Origin of the sequence: Kitasatospora sp. NBC_00039, assembly GCF_045160625.1 — a bacterium.
GTDB lineage: Bacteria > Actinomycetota > Actinomycetes > Streptomycetales > Streptomycetaceae > Kitasatospora.
This window is the reverse complement of the sequence record NZ_CP108289.1, coordinates 3,512,834-3,533,434: the sequence shown is the minus strand read 5'-3', so window position 1 is coordinate 3,533,434 and position 20,601 is coordinate 3,512,834. Positions and strand designations below refer to the sequence as shown.

Annotated in this window: 19 protein-coding genes, 1 tRNA gene and 1 pseudogene; 11 read left to right on the top strand and 10 right to left on the bottom strand. The window is 72.8% G+C overall.

Annotated features, from left to right (window positions below; translation table 11 throughout):
• Nucleotides 1–24: 24 nt before the first annotated feature.
• Nucleotides 25–210 carry a hypothetical protein gene (locus OG286_RS15560; protein ID WP_396320735.1) on the bottom strand — a complete coding sequence of 62 codons (186 nt, stop codon included), beginning with the start codon at nucleotides 208–210 and terminating at the stop codon, nucleotides 25–27.
• A gap of 104 nt (nucleotides 211–314) precedes the next feature.
• Between OG286_RS15560 and OG286_RS15555 the strand changes: the two genes are divergently transcribed.
• Complete coding sequence (locus OG286_RS15555; RefSeq protein WP_396320736.1) at nucleotides 315–911, top strand: dihydrofolate reductase family protein; 597 nt, start codon at nucleotides 315–317, stop codon at nucleotides 909–911.
• A gap of 127 nt (nucleotides 912–1,038) precedes the next feature.
• Here OG286_RS15555 and OG286_RS15550 read toward each other — a convergent pair.
• Nucleotides 1,039–1,340 (bottom strand): annotated as a pseudogene (locus OG286_RS15550) (MerR family transcriptional regulator); the annotation flags it as partial.
• A gap of 1 nt (nucleotide 1,341) precedes the next feature.
• Here OG286_RS15550 and OG286_RS15545 point away from each other — a divergent pair.
• The gene (locus OG286_RS15545) at nucleotides 1,342–1,818 is read left to right on the top strand and encodes an SDR family oxidoreductase (RefSeq protein WP_396320737.1); all 477 of its coding nucleotides are present in this window, start codon (nucleotides 1,342–1,344) and stop codon (nucleotides 1,816–1,818) included.
• Between the two features lie 47 nt (nucleotides 1,819–1,865).
• On the opposite strand, the gene OG286_RS15540 is transcribed toward OG286_RS15545, so the two are convergent.
• Nucleotides 1,866–2,954 carry a ThiF family adenylyltransferase gene (locus tag OG286_RS15540; protein WP_396320738.1) on the bottom strand — a complete coding sequence of 363 codons (1,089 nt, stop codon included), beginning with the start codon at nucleotides 2,952–2,954 and terminating at the stop codon, nucleotides 1,866–1,868.
• A gap of 399 nt (nucleotides 2,955–3,353) precedes the next feature.
• Between OG286_RS15540 and OG286_RS15535 the strand changes: the two genes are divergently transcribed.
• A complete protein-coding gene (locus OG286_RS15535) occupies nucleotides 3,354–3,959 on the top strand; it encodes a M48 family metallopeptidase (RefSeq protein WP_396320739.1) in 606 nt (201 codons plus the stop codon).
• A 71-nt stretch (nucleotides 3,960–4,030) separates the two neighbouring features.
• On the opposite strand, the gene OG286_RS15530 is transcribed toward OG286_RS15535, so the two are convergent.
• Both OG286_RS15530 and OG286_RS15525 read right to left on the bottom strand, forming a co-directional pair.
• Nucleotides 4,031–4,618, bottom strand: a complete 588-nt coding sequence (locus OG286_RS15530) for an NUDIX hydrolase (protein ID WP_396320740.1) — start codon at nucleotides 4,616–4,618, stop codon at nucleotides 4,031–4,033.
• A complete protein-coding gene (locus tag OG286_RS15525) occupies nucleotides 4,615–6,186 on the bottom strand; it encodes a zinc-dependent metalloprotease (protein ID WP_405365370.1) in 1,572 nt (523 codons plus the stop codon). Before OG286_RS15525 ends, OG286_RS15530 begins: the two co-directional genes overlap by 4 nt.
• 209 nt (nucleotides 6,187–6,395) lie before the next feature.
• Here OG286_RS15525 and OG286_RS15520 point away from each other — a divergent pair, with 209 nt between their 5' ends.
• The 4 genes from OG286_RS15520 (at nucleotide 6,396) to OG286_RS15505 (ending at nucleotide 9,652) form a co-directional block, all read left to right on the top strand.
• Nucleotides 6,396–7,544, top strand: coding sequence for an NAD-dependent epimerase/dehydratase family protein (locus OG286_RS15520; protein ID WP_396320742.1), 1,149 nt, complete (start codon nucleotides 6,396–6,398; stop codon nucleotides 7,542–7,544).
• 171 nt (nucleotides 7,545–7,715) lie between these two features.
• Nucleotides 7,716–8,156: a molybdenum cofactor biosynthesis protein MoaE gene (locus OG286_RS15515; RefSeq protein WP_241002573.1), complete on the top strand. Its 441-nt coding sequence runs from the start codon at nucleotides 7,716–7,718 to the stop codon at nucleotides 8,154–8,156.
• 182 nt (nucleotides 8,157–8,338) lie between these two features.
• Entirely contained in the window at nucleotides 8,339–8,527 is a 189-nt protein-coding gene (locus tag OG286_RS15510) for a hypothetical protein (RefSeq protein ID WP_396320743.1), read from the top strand.
• Nucleotides 8,528–8,569: 42 nt separating this feature from the next.
• On the top strand, nucleotides 8,570–9,652 hold the full coding sequence (locus tag OG286_RS15505) for a PDZ domain-containing protein (protein WP_396320744.1): 1,083 nt from the start codon (nucleotides 8,570–8,572) through the stop codon (nucleotides 9,650–9,652).
• Between the two features lie 30 nt (nucleotides 9,653–9,682).
• On the opposite strand, the gene OG286_RS15500 is transcribed toward OG286_RS15505, so the two are convergent.
• Nucleotides 9,683–10,246 (bottom strand): PPA1309 family protein, encoded by a 564-nt coding sequence (locus OG286_RS15500; RefSeq protein ID WP_396320745.1) that lies wholly within the window; start codon nucleotides 10,244–10,246, stop codon nucleotides 9,683–9,685.
• A gap of 210 nt (nucleotides 10,247–10,456) precedes the next feature.
• Here OG286_RS15500 and OG286_RS15495 point away from each other — a divergent pair, with 210 nt between their 5' ends.
• The 3 genes from OG286_RS15495 (at nucleotide 10,457) to OG286_RS15485 (ending at nucleotide 15,915) form a co-directional block, all read left to right on the top strand.
• The gene (locus OG286_RS15495; protein WP_396320746.1) at nucleotides 10,457–13,426 is read left to right on the top strand and encodes a UPF0182 family protein; all 2,970 of its coding nucleotides are present in this window, start codon (nucleotides 10,457–10,459) and stop codon (nucleotides 13,424–13,426) included.
• Nucleotides 13,427–13,499: 73 nt separating this feature from the next.
• A tRNA-Met gene (locus tag OG286_RS15490) sits at nucleotides 13,500–13,573 on the top strand.
• A 356-nt stretch (nucleotides 13,574–13,929) separates the two neighbouring features.
• Entirely contained in the window at nucleotides 13,930–15,915 is a 1,986-nt protein-coding gene (locus tag OG286_RS15485) for a tetratricopeptide repeat protein (protein WP_396320747.1), read from the top strand.
• A 70-nt stretch (nucleotides 15,916–15,985) separates the two neighbouring features.
• Here the strand turns inward: OG286_RS15485 and OG286_RS15480 are convergent, their stop codons facing one another.
• A complete protein-coding gene (locus tag OG286_RS15480) occupies nucleotides 15,986–16,405 on the bottom strand; it encodes a Fur family transcriptional regulator (RefSeq protein WP_396320748.1) in 420 nt (139 codons plus the stop codon).
• A gap of 107 nt (nucleotides 16,406–16,512) precedes the next feature.
• Between OG286_RS15480 and OG286_RS15475 the strand changes: the two genes are divergently transcribed.
• Nucleotides 16,513–17,991, top strand: coding sequence for a catalase (locus OG286_RS15475; protein ID WP_396320749.1), 1,479 nt, complete (start codon nucleotides 16,513–16,515; stop codon nucleotides 17,989–17,991).
• Between the two features lie 122 nt (nucleotides 17,992–18,113).
• On the opposite strand, the gene hisN is transcribed toward OG286_RS15475, so the two are convergent.
• The 3 genes from hisN to rsgA form a co-directional block, all read right to left on the bottom strand.
• Nucleotides 18,114–18,911, bottom strand: a complete 798-nt coding sequence (gene hisN, locus OG286_RS15470; RefSeq protein ID WP_396320750.1) for a histidinol-phosphatase — start codon at nucleotides 18,909–18,911, stop codon at nucleotides 18,114–18,116.
• Between the two features lie 190 nt (nucleotides 18,912–19,101).
• Nucleotides 19,102–19,425, bottom strand: a complete 324-nt coding sequence (locus OG286_RS15465) for a DMT family transporter (protein ID WP_396320751.1) — start codon at nucleotides 19,423–19,425, stop codon at nucleotides 19,102–19,104.
• Nucleotides 19,426–19,544: 119 nt separating this feature from the next.
• On the bottom strand, nucleotides 19,545–20,597 hold the full coding sequence (gene rsgA / locus OG286_RS15460) for a ribosome small subunit-dependent GTPase A (RefSeq protein ID WP_396320752.1): 1,053 nt from the start codon (nucleotides 20,595–20,597) through the stop codon (nucleotides 19,545–19,547).
• Nucleotides 20,598–20,601 lie beyond the last annotated feature (4 nt).

Below are 20,601 nucleotides of genomic sequence, written 5' to 3'. Positions count from 1 at the left end.
CGGGCGGCCCGGCGTCGGTGCCCGTCATCGGCCGGGGCCGGCCTCCTCCCGGCCGAGCCCGGTCGGGGCCGCGCCCCACGCCGCCGTGAGCGCCCCGCCGTCGAAGGCGTCGCCTACGGCCCCGGTGGCAGTCCGGTGCACCCCGTCCCGGGTGGCCGGCGCAGCCCCGACCAGGCCGTCGCGCGGGCGGTCCGCCCAACGGCCCGCCATGTGATCCAGGTCACCGGAAAGAAGTCCTGCGGGAGCGATGATTTCCGGGCGGCGCGACGGTCTTCATTGTCGTAAGTCCGAAACGAGAGAGAAGCGAGCCCCCCATGCGCATCGTGATCAGCGAGTTCATCAGCCTCGACGGCGTCGTGCAGGCGCCCGGCGGCCCGCAGGAGGACACCGACGGCGGTTTCGCCCACGGCGGTTGGACCCACCAGTTCTTCGACCCGGAGGTGATGGGCGGTGCCATCGGCGAGGCGATGGCCAGCACCGAGGCCCTGCTGTTCGGCCGCCGCACCTGGCAGACCATGGCCGGCGCCTGGCCCGAGCGGGCCGGCGACCCGTTCGCCGACCAGATGAACGCCATCCGCAAGTACGTGGTGACCGGAACGCTCGCCGACTCCGAGCTGAGCTGGAGCAACACCACCCGCATCGCCGGCGACGAGGCCGTCGAGCGGATCCGCGAGCTGCGTGCGACCGCCGGCGGTGACCTGTCGGTCATGGGCAGCCCCACCCTCGTGCGCACCCTGCTGAGCGAGGGCCTGTTCGACGAGCTGCGCCTCATGATCATGCCGGTCGTCCTCGGCGGCGGAAAGACGATCTTCCCGGCCGACGGCACGCTCCGCACCCTCGAACTGGTCTCCACCATCACCAGCAAGACCGGCGTCAACATCTGCACCTACCGGCCGGTGGCGAACTCCTAGGTTCTGGCCGGGGGCCGGGGGGCGTGGCCCCCGGCGTGCCGGAGTCGCCCGCACGGTTGACCGGGCAACACCAAGGGGCGCCCGCCCGCCGGTTGAGGGGTCGGGCCGCTCCTCCCCGTCGGGGCCCTCACCCCTGACGCGCGAGCGGGGCCGGGCGGCCGGTGGTCGTGCTCTCCGACGCCGTGTCGATCACTTCGTCCAGGACGTCGCGGGAGCGCCCAGATCGGTGATCATGCGGTTGATGCGGTCGCGCTCCGCGGTGAGCTCGTCGACCAGCTCCGGAGTGGCGATCTCGTTCGGCCGGCCGTCCGCATCCCTCATGCAGGGCAGCAGTTGGGCGATCCTCCTGCTGTTCAGGCCTGCGGCATAGAGCGTCTGGATGCGTACGACGCGGTCGACCGCCCAGTCGCCGTAGTCCCGGTGGCCGCCGGTGAACAACGCGGGCTTCCTCACCTACGGCCCGCTCGCCGAGGTGTCCGCCGCGGAACTGGACCGGGTGCTCGCCGTGGACGTCCGGTCCGTGTTCCTGGCGGCCCAGTCCGCCGCCCGGCACATGGGCGACGGCGGGCGGATCATCAGCATCGGCTCGTGCTTCAACGGGCGTGTCCCCGGCTCGAACTTCGTCCTGCAGGCGATGGCCAAATCCGCGCTCGCCGGGCTGACCAGGGGACTTGCCCGGGAGCGGGGGCCGCTCGGGATCACCGCCACCATCGTGGACCCGGGCCCGATCGACACCGACATGAACCCGGCCGACGGCGCGAGCGCCGGCTTCCAGCGCTCCCTCACCGCCCTGGGGCGGTACGGCGAGGCCGAGGACGTCGCCGCCGCGGTGGCCTACCCGGCGGGGCACGGCGGCCGCTACGTCACCGGCACCGCCCTCGCGGTGGAGGGCGGGTACACCATCTGACGGCAAGGCTCCCAGCCGATCCACGCGGTCGGCCGGTTGGCTCCGCCTCACCCCGGTGGCAGCGGCTGCCAGAGGCAGCCGCAGTCGGGGTGCCCCTTAAGCCGCAGACGGCGGCTCATCCCGTCCGCGGCCGAGACCTCGCACCAGCCGTCCACGCTCGGGGGCCGGATGCCGTCGAGGTGGAGCTGGACGTGGAGGGCGGCGAGGCCGGCGACGGTGGTGGCGAGGGCGGTGTCGCCGGCCGGGGTGCGGGCCCGGCCGGGGCCGTCGTCCGCGAGCTGGGCGAGCACCCGGGGCCAGGCGGCGTCCTCGTCCTCCCGCGCCAGCACCAGGCAGTGGCCGCAGGCCGAGGCGCCGGGGAGCACCAGCGGGCCGACCACACCGATCTCCTCCACCACCCCGACGTACAGGTGCGGGATCCCGGAGCGCAGCAGCTCCTTGGCCGCGTACGTGCCGCCGGCGAAGGCGCCGCTGCCGTCCCGGGGTGCCAGCACCACGAGGTCGGGCGGCCGCCGCTCCCGGCAGCGGCGCGCGTTCGGCACGAGCCGACGGCCGGAGGCCCGGTGGACGGCCTCACCGGCGGCGGTGGTGCGCAGCCGCCCGACGTCGGAGGGCGGGAGCCCGGCGGGGGAGCAGTCGCCGGGGCTGACCCGGCCGCTGTCCGTGACCCTGACCGTGCCCGTGCCGCCCGCCGCGAGGACGGCGGCGATCGCGGCACCGACCCGGCCGGCGCCGCGGACCTCGATCCGCCGGTCGGCCCGCCGGGCGAGGACGGCGGGCCCGGCACCGGGCCCGGAGTGGACCAGGGAGAGCGAGGCGAGGTCGGGCCCGAGCAGCTCGCGCAGTGGCTGGGGGAAGCGGGCCAGTGCGGCGCCGGTGGCGTCGGCGTCGTCGAGCAGCCCGGTCTGTTCCAGCGTGTCGAGCAGCGTCTCGGCGGGCTCGCGCCCGAGGCCGACCCGTTCGCCGGCCTCCAGCAGCGAGGGCCGGTCGTGCGTCCCGTCGAGCAGCCCGAGGAAGTCGCAGAGGGTCTTGTCGGCGTGTTCGAGCACCCCGGCGAAGCGCTGGACGGTACCGAACTGCAAGGTCTCGGAGTCCCGCCAGCTGCGGGAGAGGGCGGGCTTCAGCAGAAGGCGCACGGCAGTTTCCCTTCCGATCGTTTCCGGACGGCCGACGGCAGCATGCCCGATCGGCCGGACATCGTGCGGTGCGTTGTCCACAGGCGCAGCCCCATGATCGGATGATCTGTTCGCACCCCCTGTGGATAACTTTCCGTCCGGGCCTGAGTCGGATTCCGGACACCTTCTGTCGGCCTTTCGTTCCCGATCACTCCACGAAAGATTTCGGCCATGGCAGCGGACTTCTGTCAGTGCTACCGGGTAACGTCGTGTGCCATGGCAGCCGAACGGGACTCCCATCCCCCGGCGTCGCGTCGGCGTGCCCGTGCAGCGTCCGGGTCGCAGGTGGCGGCGCCGAGCACGCGCGGGCGCCCGGACCAGCGGCCGACGTCCTCGGAACCACCGCAGGCCCCTTCGCGGGTGGAGGGGGCTGCGGAGAGCCGTGGCGAGAAGCCGCACCTCGACCGCTCGCGGGTCGAGGTCCGCCGCAGCGCCCGCCGCAGCCGGACGGTCTCCGCGTACCGCGAGGGCGACCGCACGATCGTGCTGATCCCGGCCCGGATGTCGCATGCGGAGGAGCAGCGCTGGGTCGCCCAGATGCTGGAGAAGCTGGCCGCCCAGGAGAGCCGGCGGGTGCTGGGCGACGACGCGCTGGCGGCGCGGGCGCGCGAGCTGTCCGCCGCCTATCTCGGCAACCGGGCCAGGCCCGTCCAGGTCCGCTGGGTCACCAACCAGAACTCGCGCTGGGGCTCCTGCACCCCCAGTGAGCGGACGATCCGGCTCTCGCACCGCCTCCAGGGCATGCCCGAGTACGTCGTCGACTACGTGCTGCTGCACGAGCTGGCCCATCTGCTGGTGCCGGACCACGGCCCGTCGTTCTGGGCGCTGCTGGAGGCCTATCCGCGGACGGAGCGGGCCCGCGGCTATCTGGAGGGCGTGGTCTCGGCGGCCCGGCTGCCGCACATCCCCGGGGCCCGGCACGCGGGCGGCCCGCAGGAGCCCGACCCGGCCGGCTCCTGCGGCTGAACGCCCACAGCAACGAGAAGGGGGCGCGGACCTGACGGTCCGCGCCCCCTCGTCATGCCTTCACACCAATCTCAGGCGGTCAGCTTCCGCGCTCGCGCGACCAGGTCGCGCACCGAGTGATCGGTCAGCTCGGGCAGGCGGTCGTAGTCGAACCAGCGCAGGTCCAGCGACTCCTCGCTGATCAGCTCCTGTGCTCCCGGGGGGGCCACCGCGATGTACTGGACGTCCAGGTGGGTGTTCTCCGGGCGGTCCTTGCCGGTGCAGCGGACCTGGTGCCGGTCGAGCTTGGCCGGCACCGGCAGACCGTCGACGGTCAGCAGGACGAGGTCCGGGATGCCGGACTCCTCGGTGGCCTCGCGCAGCGCGGCCGCGGCGAGGTCCCGGTCGCCGGGCTCGCAGTGGCCGCCCATCTGCAGCCACATGCCGACCTTGGGGTGCAGGGTCAGCAGTACCCGCCCGGCGGCCGGGTCGACCACGGCCGCGCTGGCGGTGATGTGGGCGGGCAGGCAGGACCGGAACAGACCTTCGGGCTGTTCGGCCAGGTGGTTCAGGTAGTCGCGGCGCAGCTGCTCCTGGTCCGGGTCGGCGGGCTGCCAGTGGCTCAGGGTGCGGACGGCGTCCGCGTGCAGGGCGGACGCGCCCGTCTCGGTGAGCGTCATGCGGTGGGCTCGCCCTTCCCGTTCTCGTCGTCGTTCTTCTGCTCCGGGCCGGGCTTCGCGAGGTCCGGCTTCGAGCCGCCGGCGCCACCGGCGGCGCCGCCCGCGGCCGCCTCGCCGAGCAGCTTGTCGATCGCGTCGAAGTCGATGCCGCCCTCCAGGTCGCCGGCCGTGTCCCGGTGCACGAAGGCGTCCGGGTCGTCCAGGTCGGCGGCGGTGGGGAGCATGTCGGGGTGCTGCCAGAGGTCGTCGCGGCCCTCGACGCCGCGGGCGTCGGCGAGCAGCGCCCAGAGCCGGGCGGCGTCGCGCAGCCGGCGCGGGCGCAGCTCCAGGCCGACCAGGGTGGCGAAGGTCTGCTCGGCGGGCCCGCCGGCCGCGCGGCGGCGGCGGACGGTCTCGCGCAGCGCGCCGGCCTGCGGCAGGTGCGGCTCGGCGGCGGCGTGCACGACGGCGTCGACCCAGCCCTCGACCAGCGCGAGCGCCGTCTCCAGGCGGGCGAGCGCGGCCTTCTGCTCGGGAGTGTCCTCGGGCTGGAGCAGGCCGCTGGCCAGCGCCTCCTGGAGAGCCTCGGGGTTGCTCGGGTCGAGCTGGCCGGCCAGCTCCTCCATCCGGGAGGTGTCGACCTTGATGCCGCGCGCATAGGCCTCGACGGCGCCGAACAGGTGGGCGCGTAGCCACGGCACGTGGGCGAAGAGGCGCTGGTGGGCGGCCTCGCGCAGGGCCAGGTAGAGCCGGACCTCGTCGGCGGGCACGTTCAGGCCCTCGCCGAACTCGGCGATGTTCTGGGGCAGCAGCGCGGCCTTGCCGGCCGGGGCGAGCGGCAGGCCGATGTCGGTGGAGCCGACCACCTCGGCGGCGAGCGCGCCGAGCGCCTGGCCGATCTGGGTGCCGAACATGGCGCCGCCCATCGAGCGCATCATGCCCATCAGCGGGCCGGCCATGGACTGCATCTCCTCGGGCAGCACGCCGCCCATGGCGTTGCCGACCCTCTCGGCGACCGGGTCGACCAGGTCCTTCCAGACCGGGAGGGTGGCCTCGATCCACTCGGCCCGGCTCCAGGCGACGGCGGTGCCGGCGCCGGAGGGGAACTCGGTGGCGCCGTCCAGCCAGAGGTCGGCGAGCCGGACGGCCTCGGCGACGGCCGAGCGCTCGGCGGCGCCGACCGACCGGTCCTTGGACTTGCCCTCGGCGGGTTCGGCGACGACGGTCTGGCGGGCGATGTCCTTGGCGAGGTCCCAGTTCACCGGGCCGCCCTCGAAGGAGAGCATCTGCCCGAGCTGCTGGAAGGCGGCGCCGAGGTCGTTGGGGTTGAGCCCGCCGAACATCGCGGCGAACGGGTTGTCGGCGCCACCGGGCGCGCCGGGGAGACCGGGGCCGCCGGGCATTCCCATGCCGAACAGCGCGCCGAACGGGTTTCCGGCGAAGCCGAAGGACTGCGGGCCACCCTGCTCCCCGCCCTGGTCCTTCTTCGCCGGCTCCTCGCCGGGCTTGCCCTTGGCGTCCTCGGGCTTGGCCTTGCCGTCCTCGGGCTCCTCTGGCGGAACGCCGAATCCGAAGGGAAGGTCGCTCACGGGGTCCTCGATCCGGTCGGCCGTCGTGCGGGTGGTGGCGGGAAAGTCTGCACGCCCGGGGCGGTCCGCGGAGTGGGGGACTCCCGGCCGGTGGGCGGCTCCCGCGAGGCTGGTCCGCGCCGGGTGCACCGCCGGGCCTTCGCCTCGGGCAGGATGGACGTACGTGACACACGTACGTACGCACATAAGCTAACCGTGGAGGATGGCCGGTGAGTTCCCCGCCTTCGGACGTTCGCTCTGGGCTGACCGGAGGAGAGGACGCCCCGGACATCACGGCGTCGCCGCCTCCAGCCTACGGCGGCAAGCCGCTGACCGTGGCAGTGACGGGCGCCGCCGGCGTCCTGGGTGAGCGGGTCGCGGCCCGCCTGGTGGCCTCGCCGGGGGTGAAGAAGGTCCTCGCGGTCGACGACCGCCGGGGCGAGGTGCCGGGCGTGCAGTGGCGCGTCCTGGACGTCCGCGACCCGGCGGTGGCCGAGCGGCTCGCCGGGGTGGACGTGGTCGTCCACCTGGCGATGGACCTCGGCATGGAGTCCGACCCGCGCGCCCGCAGCGCCTACAACGTGCGCGGCGCGCAGACCGTGCTGACCGCGGCCGCGGCGGCCGGCGTGCACCGGGTGGTGCTCTGCACCTCGGCGATGGTCTACGGCGCGCTGGCCGACAACGAGGTGCCGCTGGCCGAGGACTCGGAGCTGCGGGCCACCGAGGAGGCCTCGCTGGTCGGGGACCTGCTGGAGATCGAGCGCCTGGCCCGGCGGGCCCCGCGCGCACACCCGGGGCTCCAGGTGACGGTGCTGCGCCCTGCCGTGGTGGTCGGGCCGGGCGTCGACACCGTGCTGACCCGGCACTTCGAGGCGCCGCGGCTGCTGGTGGTGGCCGGCTCCCGGCCGTGCTGGCAGTTCTGCCACGTGGACGACCTGGCGGCGGCGCTGGAGTACGCGGCGCTGGGCCTGGTCGAGGGCGAGGTGACGGTCGGCTGCGACGGCTGGCTGGAGCAGGAGGACGTGGAGCGGTTGTCGGGAATCCGGCGGATGGAGCTGCCGGCCTCGCTGGCGCTGGGCACCGCGGCCCGGCTGCACCGCCTCGGCCTGACCCCGGCCCCGGCGGGGGACCTCGCGTACACCATGTACCCGTGGGTGGTCTCCGGCAGCCGGTTGCACGAGGCGGGCTGGCGGCCGGCCTACACCAACGAGCAGGTGCTGGCCGAGCTGCTGGCGCAGGTCTCCGGCAAGCACGCGGTGGCCGGGCGGCGGCTGGGCGGCAAGGAGGCCGCCACCAGCCTGGGCGCGGCCGGGGCGACGGTGGCGCTGGTCGGTACGGCCGCGCTGGTCCGCCGGGCGCGCAAGCGGCGCCGCTTCTGAGAGCGCCGGGGCGGCGGGAATCCCGGGAGCGTGGCGTCCGGGCCTGCCCGCACACCTCTGGCCCCCGGAGCCAGGGGCTGACCAACGCCGCTTTCTCACGATGCGAAATTTCGCAATCGTGATACGGAAGCCCCTTGCCCGAAACCACTCGGGATGGGGAATCATGGGGTCATGTCCGAGAACCACGACCCCATCCGCCTGCTCGCCATCCGCGACACCCCGCTCTCGCTCGACGAGGTGTACGAGGCGGTCGGCGACGACGCGGCCGGCGGTACGACCGTCTTCGTCGGGACGGTCCGTGACCACGACGGCGGCAAGTCGGTCGCCGCGCTGGAGTACAGCTGCCACCCCACGGCCGAGGCGGAGATGCGCCGGATCGCCGAGAAGATCGTCGCGGACTTCCCGGTCCGGGCGCTCGCCGCGGTCCACCGGATCGGCCGGCTGGAGATCACCGACAAGGCCGTGATCGTGGCCGTCTCCTGTGCCCACCGCGGTGAGGCGTTCACCGCCGCCCGCCGGCTGATCGACGACCTCAAGCACGAGGTGCCGATCTGGAAGCACCAGGTCTTCGCCGACGGCGAGGAGGAGTGGGTCGGCGCGGGCAACTGCTGACCTGCTACAACACTGCTGACACGCAGGCGCGCCGTGCCCTCACTCGAACGGGTGTGGTCCGGTACGCCGAATACTCCCTGGCAGTGAGCCGATCGGCTGTCCCGTAACCCGGATGGCGCCGCCCGCGTTGTCCGCCGGGGTGGCTAATCTGCTCATAGGCACGACGAGCTGGGAGTACTGACATGGCTGCGCTCGCCTGGTTGATCATTCCGGTTGTCGCCGCCCTGCTCGCCACGGTGTGGGCGGGCTGGGCCCAGCGGGCCCCGAGGGCCACCGGGGACCCCGCCTCACTCGCCGAGCACCGGCGCTTCATGGCCGCGATGGAACGCAGCACCGCCGGTGCCGGCCAGGGCGAGGGCTCCGGCCGGTAGCCCGGCGGGCGCCGCGTCAGCGGCGTCCCGTACTGTCGATGCATGCCACGCCGCTCTGCGACGATGCTCGCCGCCACCCTGCTGCTCATAGCGCTGCTCTGCGCCTCGGTGCTGATGAAGGTGCCGTACACGGAGATGAGCCCGGGCCCGACGTACAACACGCTCGGCGCGCAGGAGAAGACGGGCACGCCGGTGATCACCATCACCGGCCACGAGTCGTACCCGGTCAGCGGGCACCTCAACATGACGACCGTCCAGGTCACCGGGGCCCGGTACGAGCCGAGCCTGGTCAACGCGGTGGTCGGCTGGCTCCGGGACGACGTCCTGGTGGTGCCGCACGACAACGTCTACCCCCAGGGGCAGAGCGACGCGGAGGCCAAGAAGCAGAACGCCGAGGAGTTCGCCCTCTCCGAGGACCACGCGCGGACGGCGGCGCTCACCCAGCTCGGCATCCCGATCGGCAGCGAGCTGATCGTCCAGTCGGTCTCCGCCGGCGCCCCGGCGGAGGGCAGGCTGCACGCCGGCGACCGGATCATCGCGGTCGACGGCACCCCGGTCAGCGACGCGGACGGCGTCGCCAAGGCGGTCACCAAGCACCAGCCGGGCGAGTCGGTGGTCTTCACCGTGGTGCCGATGGTCAAGGACGGCGGCAAGGCCGACCCGGCGGCGGCCCGGACCGACATCACCGTGCCGACCGTGAAGTCCCCGGACACCGGCGGCGCGATGGTCGGCATCCGCCCCGGGATCCGGCACACCTACCCGTTCCAGATCGACATCGGCCTGCAGGACGTCGGCGGGCCGAGCGCCGGGCTGATGTTCTCGCTCGGCATCATCGACAAGCTGACGCCCGAGGACCTCACCGGCGGCAAGTTCGTCGCGGGCACCGGCACCATCGACGACAGCGGCAAGGTCGGCCCGATCGGGGGGATCTCGATGAAGCTGATCGCCGCCCGCGACGCCGGCGCCGAGTACTTCTTCACCCCGGCCGCCAACTGTGCGGAGGCGGGCAAGAACACCCCGTCCGGGCTGACCCTGGTCAAGGCCGACACGCTGGACGGCGCGATGAAGTCGCTGGAGCAGATCCGCTCCGGGCAGACCTCCGCGCTGCCGTCCTGCGCCAAGTAGCGGCCGCCCCGCACCGAGCGGGGCGGCGCGCTAGGAGAAGGTCGCCAGCAGGGCCTCGGTCAGGCCCGGGACCAGGTCGGGGCCGGTCAGCACCTCGCGGGCGACGTCCTTGGACCGCAGTCGCAGCGCGATCTCCCTCTTGCCGTTGCGCAGCACGGCGGCGGTGATCCGCACCTCCTCGCGCTTCGGGTGGTTGGCCACCCACTCGGCGAGCTGGGCGTCGGAGGCGTTGCGCGGGCGGGACTGCTCGGAGCCCGGCGGCAGCATCAGCCGCTCGACCACCAGGGCGCAGCCGGCCACGGCGTCGGGCCAGGCGATGGTGCCGAGGAACTTGTCCAGCTCCATGCCGGCCGGCAGTTCGTCCTGCTCGACCGGGGTGAGACCGGGCTCCTCGCTGTCGCCGAGGCCGAGCTGTTCGGCGATCCGCGGGTCGGCCTTGCGCAGCGCGGCGCTGTCCACCAGGGCGAACAGCCGGGCCGGGAGGTCCCAGCCGAGGGTGGCGGCGTACTCGTCGATCTCCAGGGCGGCCCGGGTCAGCGGGGTCGCGGCCGGGAGCTTGGAGACGTCGTCGGGGGAATTGGTGGCATCGGACATGTCCCAATCCTCACATGCCGGGCGCCCCGGGCGGTGCCACCGGCGGCTCGGGGTGGTGGTGACGCCGTCGCGGTGGCCGCGCCGGGGACGCCCGCCTAACGCTGTCGTAACCGTCTGCTAACGGCGGGAACTCGGCTAAAGCCTGGTTAAGTTGCACTGACGACCGACCGATTCCAGACGACACAGCTGAGGTGCCCCGTGGTATTCCAGATGCCGGAACGCTCAGGGCCGGGATTCCGGCGCAGGGTAGGCCCGCCCTCCCGGCGCGCGCGGGTGCTCCTGCTGACCCTGGGCGTACTCGCGGTGCTCTTCCTGCTGTTCGTCATGTTCGCCGGATTCTGGACGGACTGGCTCTGGTTCAGGTCGGTCCACTACTCCTCGGTGTTCACCACCCAGCTGTGGACGAAGATCGGCCTGTTCGCCGTCTTCGGCCTGCTGATGGCGGTGATCGTCGGCTTCAACGTCTGGCTGGCGCACCGGCTGCGGCCGCCGCTGTCGGCGATGTCGGTGGAGCAGCAGAGCCTGGACCGTTACCGATCCGGGCTGGCGCCGTTCAAGCGCTGGGCGCTCATCGGGGTTTCGCTGGTGATCGGCCTGGTGGCGGGCGCCGCGGCGTCCGGCCAGTGGCGGACGTGGCTGCTCTGGACCAACGAGACGTCCTTCGGCGTCAAGGACGCCCAGTTCGGCATGGACGTCTCGTTCTACGCCTTCGAGCTGCCGTTCTACGAGTTCCTGCTGGGCTTCGCGTTCAGTGCGGTGATCGTCTCGCTGCTGGCCTCGGTGCTGGTGCACTACCTGTACGGGGGCCTGCGGCTGCAGGGACCGGGCCGCCGGGCCAGTGCCGGCGCGCAGGGCCACCTGGCGGTGCTGCTCGGCGTGTTCGTGCTGCTGAAGGCGGTCGCGTACTGGCTGGACCGGTACGCGCTGGCGGTGAAGACCGGCTCGTACAAGGGCGTCACCGGCTGGACCGGCCTGCGCTACGTGGACGCCAACGCGTTCCTGCCGGCCAAGACCATCCTGTTCTTCGTCGCGATCATCTGCGCGGTGCTGTTCTTCCTGACCCCGGTCCGCCGCACCTGGGCCCCGGCCCTGATCGGCCTCGGGCTGATGGTGCTCTCGGCGGTGCTGATCGGCGGCGTGTACCCGGCGATCGTGCAGCAGTTCCAGGTCAAGCCGAACGAGCAGGCCAAGGAGACGCCGTACATCCAGAAGAACATCGACGCGACGCGGAAGGCGTACGGGATCGCGGACAGCGAGGTCACCACGTACGAGCCGGGGAACGCGACCAACGCGGACGCGTTGAAGCCGGACGCCCAGACCATCGCGGACATCCGGCTGCTGGACCCGAACGTGGTCGGCCCGACCTTCCAGCAGAACCAGGCGCTGCGGAAGTACTACGCCTTCCCCAAGTCGCTGGACGTCGACCGGTACGGCGCCCAGGACACCGTGCTCGGCGTGCGTGAGCTGGACCTCAACGGAATCCAGCGGAACTGGATCAACGACCACTTCAACTACACCCACGGCTACGGCCTCATCGCCGCCAAGGGCAACCAGGTCGACGCCAACGGCAACCCGGTCTACACCGAGTCCGCGCTGCCGACCAAGGGCGCGTTCGGCCCGTACGAGCAGCGCGTCTACTACGGCGAGAAGACGTCGACGTACTCGATCGTCGGCGGCGGGTACCAGGACATCGACTACACCGCGGAGGACGGCACCCCGGTGCACTTCTCCTACGACGGTGGCAGCGGTGTCTCGCTGGCCAACCCGCTCACCCGGGCCGCGTACGCGGTGAAGTTCGCCGAGCCGCAGATCCTCTACTCGGACGCGATCAAGGGCGGCGCCAAGGTCATCTACGACCGCACCCCCAAGGAGCGGGTGGAGAAGGTCGCCCCCTGGCTGTCGATCGACGCCGACCCCTACCCGGTGGTGCAGGACAACAGGCTGGTCTGGGTGCTGGACGGCTACACCACCTCGGACGGCTACCCCTTCTCGTCCAAGACGACCCTGGGCGACGCCACCAAGGACTCGCTGACCAACCAGCGCGGTGAGCTGCTGACCGCCTCCAACAAGGTCAACTACATCCGCAACTCGGTCAAGGCCACCGTGGACGCGTACACCGGCGAGGTGACGCTCTACCAGTGGGACGAGAGCGACCCGGTGCTGAAGACCTGGATGAAGGCGTTCCCGGACACCGTCAAGGCGAAGGCCGACATCCCGGCCACGCTGATGCCGCACCTGCGGTACCCGCAGGACATGTTCAAGGTGCAGCGCGACCTGCTCGCCGAGTACCACATGACCGACGCCGGCGGCTTCTTCAACGGCACCGACATCTGGCAGGTGCCGGCGGACCCGACCACCAACACCAACGAGGTCCAGCCGCCGTACTACCTGACGGTCCGGATGCCCGCGGCGCAGGCGGCGACCTTCTCGCTCACCACCAGCTTCGCGCCGAGCGGGCGGGACAACCTGGCCGCCTTCATGTCGGTCAGCGCCGACCCCGGCCCGGACTACGGGAAGATCCGGATCGCCAAGATGCCGACCGGCTCCGGGGCGCTCGGGCCGAAGCAGGTCCAGGCGAAGTTCAACTCGGATCCGACCGTCGCCAACCAGCTCACGCTGCTGAAGACCGGCACCGACTCCGACGTCGAGTACGGCAACCTGCTGACCCTGCCGGTCGGCGGCGGCCTGCTCAACGTCGAGCCGGTGTACCTGATCGGCCGCAGCGCCAAGGTGCCGGTGCTGAAGAAGGTGCTGGCGACGTACGGGAACGAGAACGCCGTCGTGGCCGTGGAGGACAACCTGGAGAAGGCGCTGGCCAAGGTCCTCGGCGGCGCGGTGACCGGTGCGCCGGTCACGCCCACCGCCCCCGGCACCACGCCGGCCAACCCGACGACGCCCACCACGCCGACCAACCCGACGACGCCGACCACCCCGGCGCCGGGGGCCACCGTCACGCCCGAGTTGCAGAAGGCGATCGCGGACGTGGTGAAGGCGCAGAACGACGTCGACAACGCCCTCAAGGCCGGTGACCTGGTGGCCCTCGGTCAGGCGCAGAAGGCGGCGAGCGACGCGGCCAAGGCGCTGGCCGTGGCCCAGCAGAAGGCCGGACTCTCCCCGGCGGCCACGCCGTCGGCGACAGCGACCGGCTCGCCGAGTGCCACGCCGACCACCGGCCCCTGAGCCGCCCGAGCCTGTGAGCTGCGAGGGCTGATTTCTGTCCCATCCCGCGACCGTGCTACAGTTCAACTACCGACGCGGGGTGGAGCAGCTCGGTAGCTCGCTGGGCTCATAACCCAGAGGTCGCAGGTTCAAATCCTGTCCCCGCTACTCAGTAGCAGCAGAGGCCCGGAGGATCATCCTCCGGGCCTCTGGCGTTTTCCCCGGGGGTGTGTGGGTCCGCTCCGGTAGTATCGACCGTCGCCAACGACGCCGGCATCGGGGTTTGTGGGGCCGAAGTGTCGGGAAATCGACAAAGCGTCGAAGCAATTTCGTCGGCTTTGGTTCCGCCTCGCCGAAATCGGCCGGGGCAGGTGTACGCGGGTTGCGGGTGATGCGACGATGGGACACGTGGGGGACGGTGCACGGCTGCTGATCGGCCGTCGGATCCGGCGCGTCCCCTGGGGGTCCCCCCGGCCGAAGGCCGGGGGCAAATGCCGCGGCACTCTGGGGGAGCGGGAGTCGGCATGAGGCTGATCGGCAGGAACGGACCAGGAGCCAAGCCCGCTGCGGCCACCGAGGCGGACACCGACGCCTGGGCGGAGAGCCCCGAGAACCACCCTGGCGCACTGCCCGCCCAGCGCACCAGTGGCCTGACCGAGCGCCGGCCCTCCGGCGGCTACGGCCCCGACAGCCTGGTGCACGTCTCCGCCCGTCAGTTCGCCGCCGCCATCGGCCCGTACGGCGCCATGACCGAAGCCGCCGACGGGGAGGACGGCCGCGACCCGGCCGCCCCCGACGCGGCGGGATTCGACTCCGCCAGCTTCGAGACCGCGCTGGCCGCCCGCGAGCAGGCCGCCCTGGAGTCCCGGCACCGTCAGGCCGCCGACGACGGCGACCCGGACGCCGCCGGCCGCCTCGGCACCCTGCTGCTGCGCCGCGGCGACCTGGAGGACGCCGAACCGTACCTGCGCAGCGCCGCCGCCGCCGGGCTGCGCGCCGCCGCCAACAACCTCGGCGTGCTGCTGCACCAGCAGGGCCACCGGGCCGAGGCCGCCCAGTGGTGGCGGCAGGCCGCGGTCGCCGGCAGCGCGCCCGCCGCGCACGCCCTCGGCCTCCAGCTGCGCGACCAGGGCGAGGAGGAGGCCGCCGAATACTGGCTGCACTTCGCCGCCGACCACGGCCACCCGCTCGGGGCCTACGCGCTGGGCGACCTGATGGAGCACCGGCGCGACGTGCGCGCCGAGCGCTGGTTCAAGGTCTCCGCCGACGCCGGGCACCGGGAGGCCGCCTACCGGCTGGCCCGGATGCGCGAGGCCGCCGGGGACAAGGAGACCGCCGAGACCTGGTACCGCACCGCCGCCGCCCGCAGCCACGCCCGTGCCGCGCTGCGGCTCGGTGTGCTGCTGGAGGAGCGTGCCCGCACCGACCAGTCGCTGCTCGACGAGGCCGCCCGCTGGTACCGGCAGTCGGCGCAGAACGGCGAGCCGCGTGCCGCCTGCGCGCTGGGCTTCCTGCTGCGTGACTCCGGGGACGTCACCGCCGCCGCCGAGTGGTGGCAGGAGGCCGCCGAGGCCGGTGACGGCAACGCCGCCAACGCCCTCGGTGCGCTGCACGCCTCCCGCGGCGAGGCCGCCGAGGCCGAGCGCTGGTACCGCAGCGCGCTGGACGCCGGCGACCAGAACGGCGCCTTCAACCTCGGCCTGCTCTGCGCCGGTGCCGGCCGCGACCAGCAGGCCGAGCAGTGGTACCGCCGCGCCGCGTACGCCGGTCACCGGGAGGCCTGCAACGCGCTGGCCGTGGTGCTGCTCCAGCGTGGCGACGAGTCCGGCGCCGAGCCGTGGTTCTCCAAGGCCGCCGAGGCCGGCAGTGTGGACGGCGCCTTCAACCTGGGCGTCCTGCACGCCGGGCGCGGCGAGCACCGGCAGGCGCAGGAGTGGTACGCGCGCGCCGCCGCCGAGGGGCACGGCGAGGCGGCGCTCCAGCTGGCCGTGGTCCAGGAGCAGCGCGGCAACCTGGCGGGGGCGCTGGAGCGCTACCGGCAGGCGGCGGCGGGCGGTTCGGCGGAGGGCGCGTTCCGGCTGGCCTCGGTGCTGGACCGGCGCGGCGACGCCGACGAGGAGGCCGAGCACTGGTACGCGGTCGCGGCCGACGCCGGCCACCGGCGGGCGCAGGTGCGGATGGGCGTGCGGGCGGCGGAGCGCGGGGCGCTGGAGATCGCGGAGAGCTGGTACCGGCGGGCGGCCGAGGCGGGCAGCCGCAGTGCGGCGTTCAACCTGGGCCTGCTGCTGGCCCGGCAGGACAGCGAGGCCGAGGCGATGCTCTGGTACACGCGGGCCGCGGACGCGGGTCACGGCCGGGCGGCGCTGCGGCTGGCCCTGCTGGCGCTGCGCCGGGGCGAGCCGGTGCAGGCGGAGAACTGGTGCCGGCGGGCCGCGGACTACGGCCCGGCCGAGGTCGCGGAGCGCGCCGGGCGGCTGCTGGGCGCGCTCCACGCGGAGTTGAGCGCGTAACGGGCGCGCGTGACGTGCGGGGCCGGGTGTCGCGACGGACGGTGCGTGACGTGCGGGGCCGGGCGGTGCGTCAGGCCCTGTTCGCACAGTCCGGGCAGAGGCCCCGGTAGGTGATCTCGGCGCCGGAGAGCGTGAAGCCGAACCGCTCGGAGGTGGGCAGGGCGGCCAGCGGGTCGCCCAGCGGGTGGACGTCACGGATCGCGCCGCAGCCGGAGCAGACCAGGTGCTGGTGGGCGTGGTGCGCGTTGGGGTCGTAGCGCTTGGCCCGGCCGTCGGTGGCGACCTCCAGGATCTCGCCGAGGCCGACCAGCTCGCCGAGCGTGTTGTAGACCGTCGCGCGGCTGATCTCGGGCAGGCGCGTCACGGCGCGGGCGTGCACCTCGTCCGCCGTGAGGTGGACGTGCTCCCCGTCGAGGACCTCGGCCACGACCCGGCGCTGCGAGGTCAGCCGCCATCCGCGGCCGCGAAGTCGTTCCAGCAGGTCACTCATGGGGACAGGGTAAGTGACACTCCGAGTCTGGTTCCAGTGTTGACTTAGACAAAGTCCAAGTTAGGATCGAGTCCGTCACGGACCGGACCACGCGGAGGCACCCTCTTATGACGACCCAGGACGAGCTGCGCCCCACCCTCACCACGGAGGCGGGTGCCCCCGTCGCCGACAACCAGAACACCGAGACCGCCGGCATCGGCGGTCCGGCGCTGATCCAGGACCAGCAGCTGTTCGAGAAGCTCGCGCACTTCAACCGCGAGCGCATCCCGGAGCGCGTGGTGCACGCCCGTGGCGCGGCGGCGTACGGCACCTTCACGGTGACCGCCGACGTCACCGCCTACACCCGGGCGGGCTTCCTCTCCGAGGTCGGCAAGCAGACCGAGACCTTCCTGCGGTTCTCCACCGTGGCCGGCAACCTCGGCTCCGCCGACGCCGTCCGCGACCCGCGCGGTTTCGCGCTGAAGTTCTACACCGAGGAGGGCAACTACGACCTCGTCGGCAACAACACCCCGGTGTTCTTCATCAAGGACGCCGTCAAGTTCCCCGACTTCATCCACACCCAGAAGCGGGACCCGTACACCGGCTCGCAGGAGGCGGACAACGTCTGGGACTTCTGGGGCCTCTCGCCCGAGTCGACTCACCAGGTGACCTGGCTCTTTGGTGACCGCGGCATCCCCGCCACCTACCGCCACCTCAACGGCTACGGCTCGCACACCTACCAGTGGCAGAACGAGGCCGGCGAGCACTTCTGGGTCAAGTACCACTTCAAGACCGACCAGGGCATCAGGAACCTGACGGCCGAGGAGGCGGCGAAGCTCGCGGGCGAGGACCCGGACAGCCACCAGCGCGACCTGCGCGAGGCCATCGAGCGCGGCGAGTTCCCGAGCTGGACGGTGCAGGTCCAGATCATGCCGGCGGCGGACGCGGCCCAGTACCGCTTCAACCCGTTCGACCTGACCAAGGTCTGGCCGCACGCGGACTACCCGCCGATCGAGATCGGCAAGCTGGAGCTGAACCGCAACCCCGACAACATCTTCGCCGAGGTCGAGCAGTCGATCTTCTCCCCGGCACACTTCGTGCCCGGCATCGGCCCGTCCCCGGACAAGATGCTCCAGGGCCGCCTGTTCGCCTACGCCGACGCCCACCGCTACCGCGTCGGCATCAACGCCGACCACCTGCCGGTGAACCGCTCGCACGCCACCGAGGCGCGCACCAACAGCCGCGACGGCTACCTGTACGACGGCCGTCACGGCCGTCAGAAGAACTACGAGCCCAACACCTTCGGCGGCCCGGTCCAGACCGGCCGTCCGCTCTGGGCCCCGACCGCCGTCACCGGCGCCACCGGCACCCACGAGGCACCCTCGCACAGTGAGGACAACGACTTCGTGCAGGCCGGCAACCTGTACCGGCTGTTCTCCGAGGACGAGAAGCAGCGCCTGATCACCAACCTGGCCGGCTTCATCGCCAAGGTCTCGGCCGACCGCGACGACATCGTCGAGCGGGCGGTCGAGAACTTCCGCAAGGCCGACGCCGACTACGGCCTGCGGCTGGAGGCCGCGGTGCGGGAGCTGCGCAAGCAGCAGTAGCGGCACCCCGATGAGCAGCGGGCCCGTCCCGGCCGGATGACCGGTCGGAACGGGCCCGCAACCATGTCCGGGGGGCGCCGGGCCGCCCGTTCCGTCCGGGGCCGGGCGGGCGAGGCGCAGTGTCAGACGCTGAGGCGGCGCAGCGCCTCGTCGTGCAGCAGGCCGTTGGAGGCCACCGCGTCGGCGCCGCCCGGGCCCGGGACGCCGTCCAGGCCGGTGAAGCGGCCGCCGGCCTCCTCGACGATGACGCAGTTGGCGGCCATGTCCCACAGGGAGAGCTCGGGCTCGGCGGCGATGTCCACCGCGCCCTCGGCGACCATCATGTACGACCAGAAGTCGCCGTAGGCGCGGGTGCGCCAGCAGGCCCGGGTGAGGTCCAGGAACGGGTCGAGCCGGCCGCGGTCCTCCCAGCCGGAGAGCGAGGAGTAGGAGAACGAGGCGTCCTCGATCCGGGAGACCCCGGAGACGTGGATCCGGCTCGCCTTGGCCAGGCTGCGGCCGGCGAAGGCGCCGAGGTCCTTGGCCGCCCACCAGCGGCGGTTCAGCGCGGGGGCGGAGACGATGCCGACCACCGGGCGCTCGACGCCGTCCGGGCCGTCCTCCAGCAGCGCGATCAGGGTGGCCCAGACCGGCACGCCGCGGATGTAGTTCTTGGTGCCGTCGATCGGGTCGATCACCCAGCGGCGCGGGCCGGAACCCTGCAGGCCGAACTCCTCGCCGAGCACCGCGTCGCGCGGCCGGGCGCGCTGGAGCACCCCGCGCACCAGCTCCTCCGCGGCCTTGTCGGCGTCGCTGACGGGAGTGAGGTCGGGCTTGGTCTCGACCTTCAGGTCGAGGGCGCGGAAGCGCTCCAGGGTGACCGAGTCGGCCGAGTCGGCGAGGACATGGGCGAGTCGGAGATCGTCGTGGTAGTCGGCCATGTCCAAGACCCTAGCGAGCCCGCCCGGATCGGCCCAGTCGGGCTCGCGGAGCGGACGGAAACGTTCCGCCGCGAGTCGAAGGGCCGCCCCGAAGCCGCGCCCCCGAGCGCCGGAAGCCGCCCCGCCCGCTCCCCGAGCCGAAGCCGGCCCGGAGCCGGCCGAGCCCGGTCCGTCGGCGGGCGGGCGGGACTCAGTGCGCCGAGCCGCTGAGCTGCAGTCCGATCACGCCGGCGATCACCAGCGAGATCGACACGAGCTTGAGCACCGACGTGGTCTCGTCCAGGAAGACCATGCCGTAGATCGCGGTGCCGGCCGCACCGATGCCGGTCCAGACCGCGTACGCGGGGCCGACCGGCAGGCTCTTGAGGGAGAGGGTGAGCAGACCGAAGCTGCTGAGGGCGAAGACGCAGAAGCTGATGGTGGGCCAGAGCTTGGTGAAACCGTCACTGAGCTTGAGGTTGATCGCGAAGCCGGTCTCCAGGAGGCCGGCCAGGATCACCAGGGCCCATGCCATCGCTTGCTCTCCCTGTCGATCGACGGGTCGGGCGGTGATCCGGCCCGACTTTCCTATGATCACCAGGCTGGCCCGCTCCGACACCTCGAACGCGCGAAATCGGCCGGGGCCGCCCGCGGTCAGTCGCCCTCGCCCTCCTTGCTCGCGAGCAGGCGGCGCAGCGAGTAGAGCCGGGCGGGATCGGCGTGGCCGTCCGCCACCCAGGCGTCCAGCGCGCAGTCCTGCTCGTCGTGGCTGCACGCGCGGGGGCACTCGGTGGTGCCCGGCTCCAGGTCGGGGAAGGCGTGGATGACCCGGGCCGGGTCGATGTGCGAGAGGCCGAAGGAGCGGAACCCCGGGGTGTCGATCACCCAGCCCGGGTCGAGTGCCTTCTTCGAGCCCGGCTTGGCGCCAGGGGGCGGCGGCAGCCGCAGCGCCAGCGCCGAGACGGTGGTGTGCCGGCCGCGGCCGGTCACCGCGTTGACGCGCCCGGTGCTCCGCTGGTGCAGCGGCACCAGGGCGTTGACCAGCGTGGTCTTGCCCACCCCGGAGTGCCCGATGAAGACCGTCGAGCGTCCGCGCAGGTGCGCGCGGACCGCCTCGGCGCCTTCGGTGGCCAGCTCGTCCCGCCGGGTCACGACGTAGTTGATGCCGAGCGGGGCGTAGGACTCCAGCAGCGGCCCGGCCGGAGCCAGGTCGGACTTGGTGAGTACCAGCAGCGGCTCCATGCCGGCGTCGTACGCGGCCACCAGACAGCGGTCGATCAGCCGGGGCCGGGGCTCCGGGTCGGCCAGCGCGGTGACGATGGCAAGCTGCTCGGCATTGGCGACGACGATCCGCTCGTACGGGTCGTCGTCGTCCGCGGTGCGCCGCAGGACGGAGCTGCGCTCCTCGACCCGGACGATCCGGGCCAGGGTGTCGGCGTCCCCGGATAGGTCGCCGACGATGTTGACGATGTCACCCACGACGACGCCCTTGCGGCCCAGCTCACGGGCCTTCATGGCGACGATCTCGCGCTCCTGCTTCGTCCCGGCGTCCAGCAGGCAGGTCAGCCGGCCGCGGTCGACGGTGAGCACCATCGCCTCGGCCGCGTCCTCGTGCTTGGGGCGGATCCGGGTCCGCGGCCGGGATCCCCGGCGTGCGGGGCGGTTGCGGATGTCGTCCTCGTCGGCGTCCTTGCCGTAGCGGCGCATGTGC

Coding starts and splice junctions, on each gene's coding strand:
- OG286_RS15560 (WP_396320735.1), bottom strand. CDS start 210: ATGGCGGGCCGTTGGGCGGACCGCCCGCGCGACGGCCTGGTCGGGGCT.
- OG286_RS15555 (WP_396320736.1), top strand. CDS start 315: ATGCGCATCGTGATCAGCGAGTTCATCAGCCTCGACGGCGTCGTGCAG.
- OG286_RS15530 (WP_396320740.1), bottom strand. CDS start 4,618: ATGACGCTCACCGAGACGGGCGCGTCCGCCCTGCACGCGGACGCCGTC.
- OG286_RS15515 (WP_241002573.1), top strand. CDS start 7,716: ATGTCCGAGAACCACGACCCCATCCGCCTGCTCGCCATCCGCGACACC.
- OG286_RS15510 (WP_396320743.1), top strand. CDS start 8,339: ATGGCTGCGCTCGCCTGGTTGATCATTCCGGTTGTCGCCGCCCTGCTC.
- OG286_RS15505 (WP_396320744.1), top strand. CDS start 8,570: ATGCCACGCCGCTCTGCGACGATGCTCGCCGCCACCCTGCTGCTCATA.
- OG286_RS15500 (WP_396320745.1), bottom strand. CDS start 10,246: ATGTCCGATGCCACCAATTCCCCCGACGACGTCTCCAAGCTCCCGGCC.
- OG286_RS15495 (WP_396320746.1), top strand. CDS start 10,457: ATGCCGGAACGCTCAGGGCCGGGATTCCGGCGCAGGGTAGGCCCGCCC.
- OG286_RS15485 (WP_396320747.1), top strand. CDS start 13,930: ATGAGGCTGATCGGCAGGAACGGACCAGGAGCCAAGCCCGCTGCGGCC.
- OG286_RS15480 (WP_396320748.1), bottom strand. CDS start 16,405: ATGAGTGACCTGCTGGAACGACTTCGCGGCCGCGGATGGCGGCTGACC.
- OG286_RS15475 (WP_396320749.1), top strand. CDS start 16,513: ATGACGACCCAGGACGAGCTGCGCCCCACCCTCACCACGGAGGCGGGT.
- hisN (WP_396320750.1), bottom strand. CDS start 18,911: ATGGCCGACTACCACGACGATCTCCGACTCGCCCATGTCCTCGCCGAC.
- OG286_RS15465 (WP_396320751.1), bottom strand. CDS start 19,425: ATGGCATGGGCCCTGGTGATCCTGGCCGGCCTCCTGGAGACCGGCTTC.
- rsgA (WP_396320752.1), bottom strand. CDS start 20,597: ATGCGCCGCTACGGCAAGGACGCCGACGAGGACGACATCCGCAACCGC.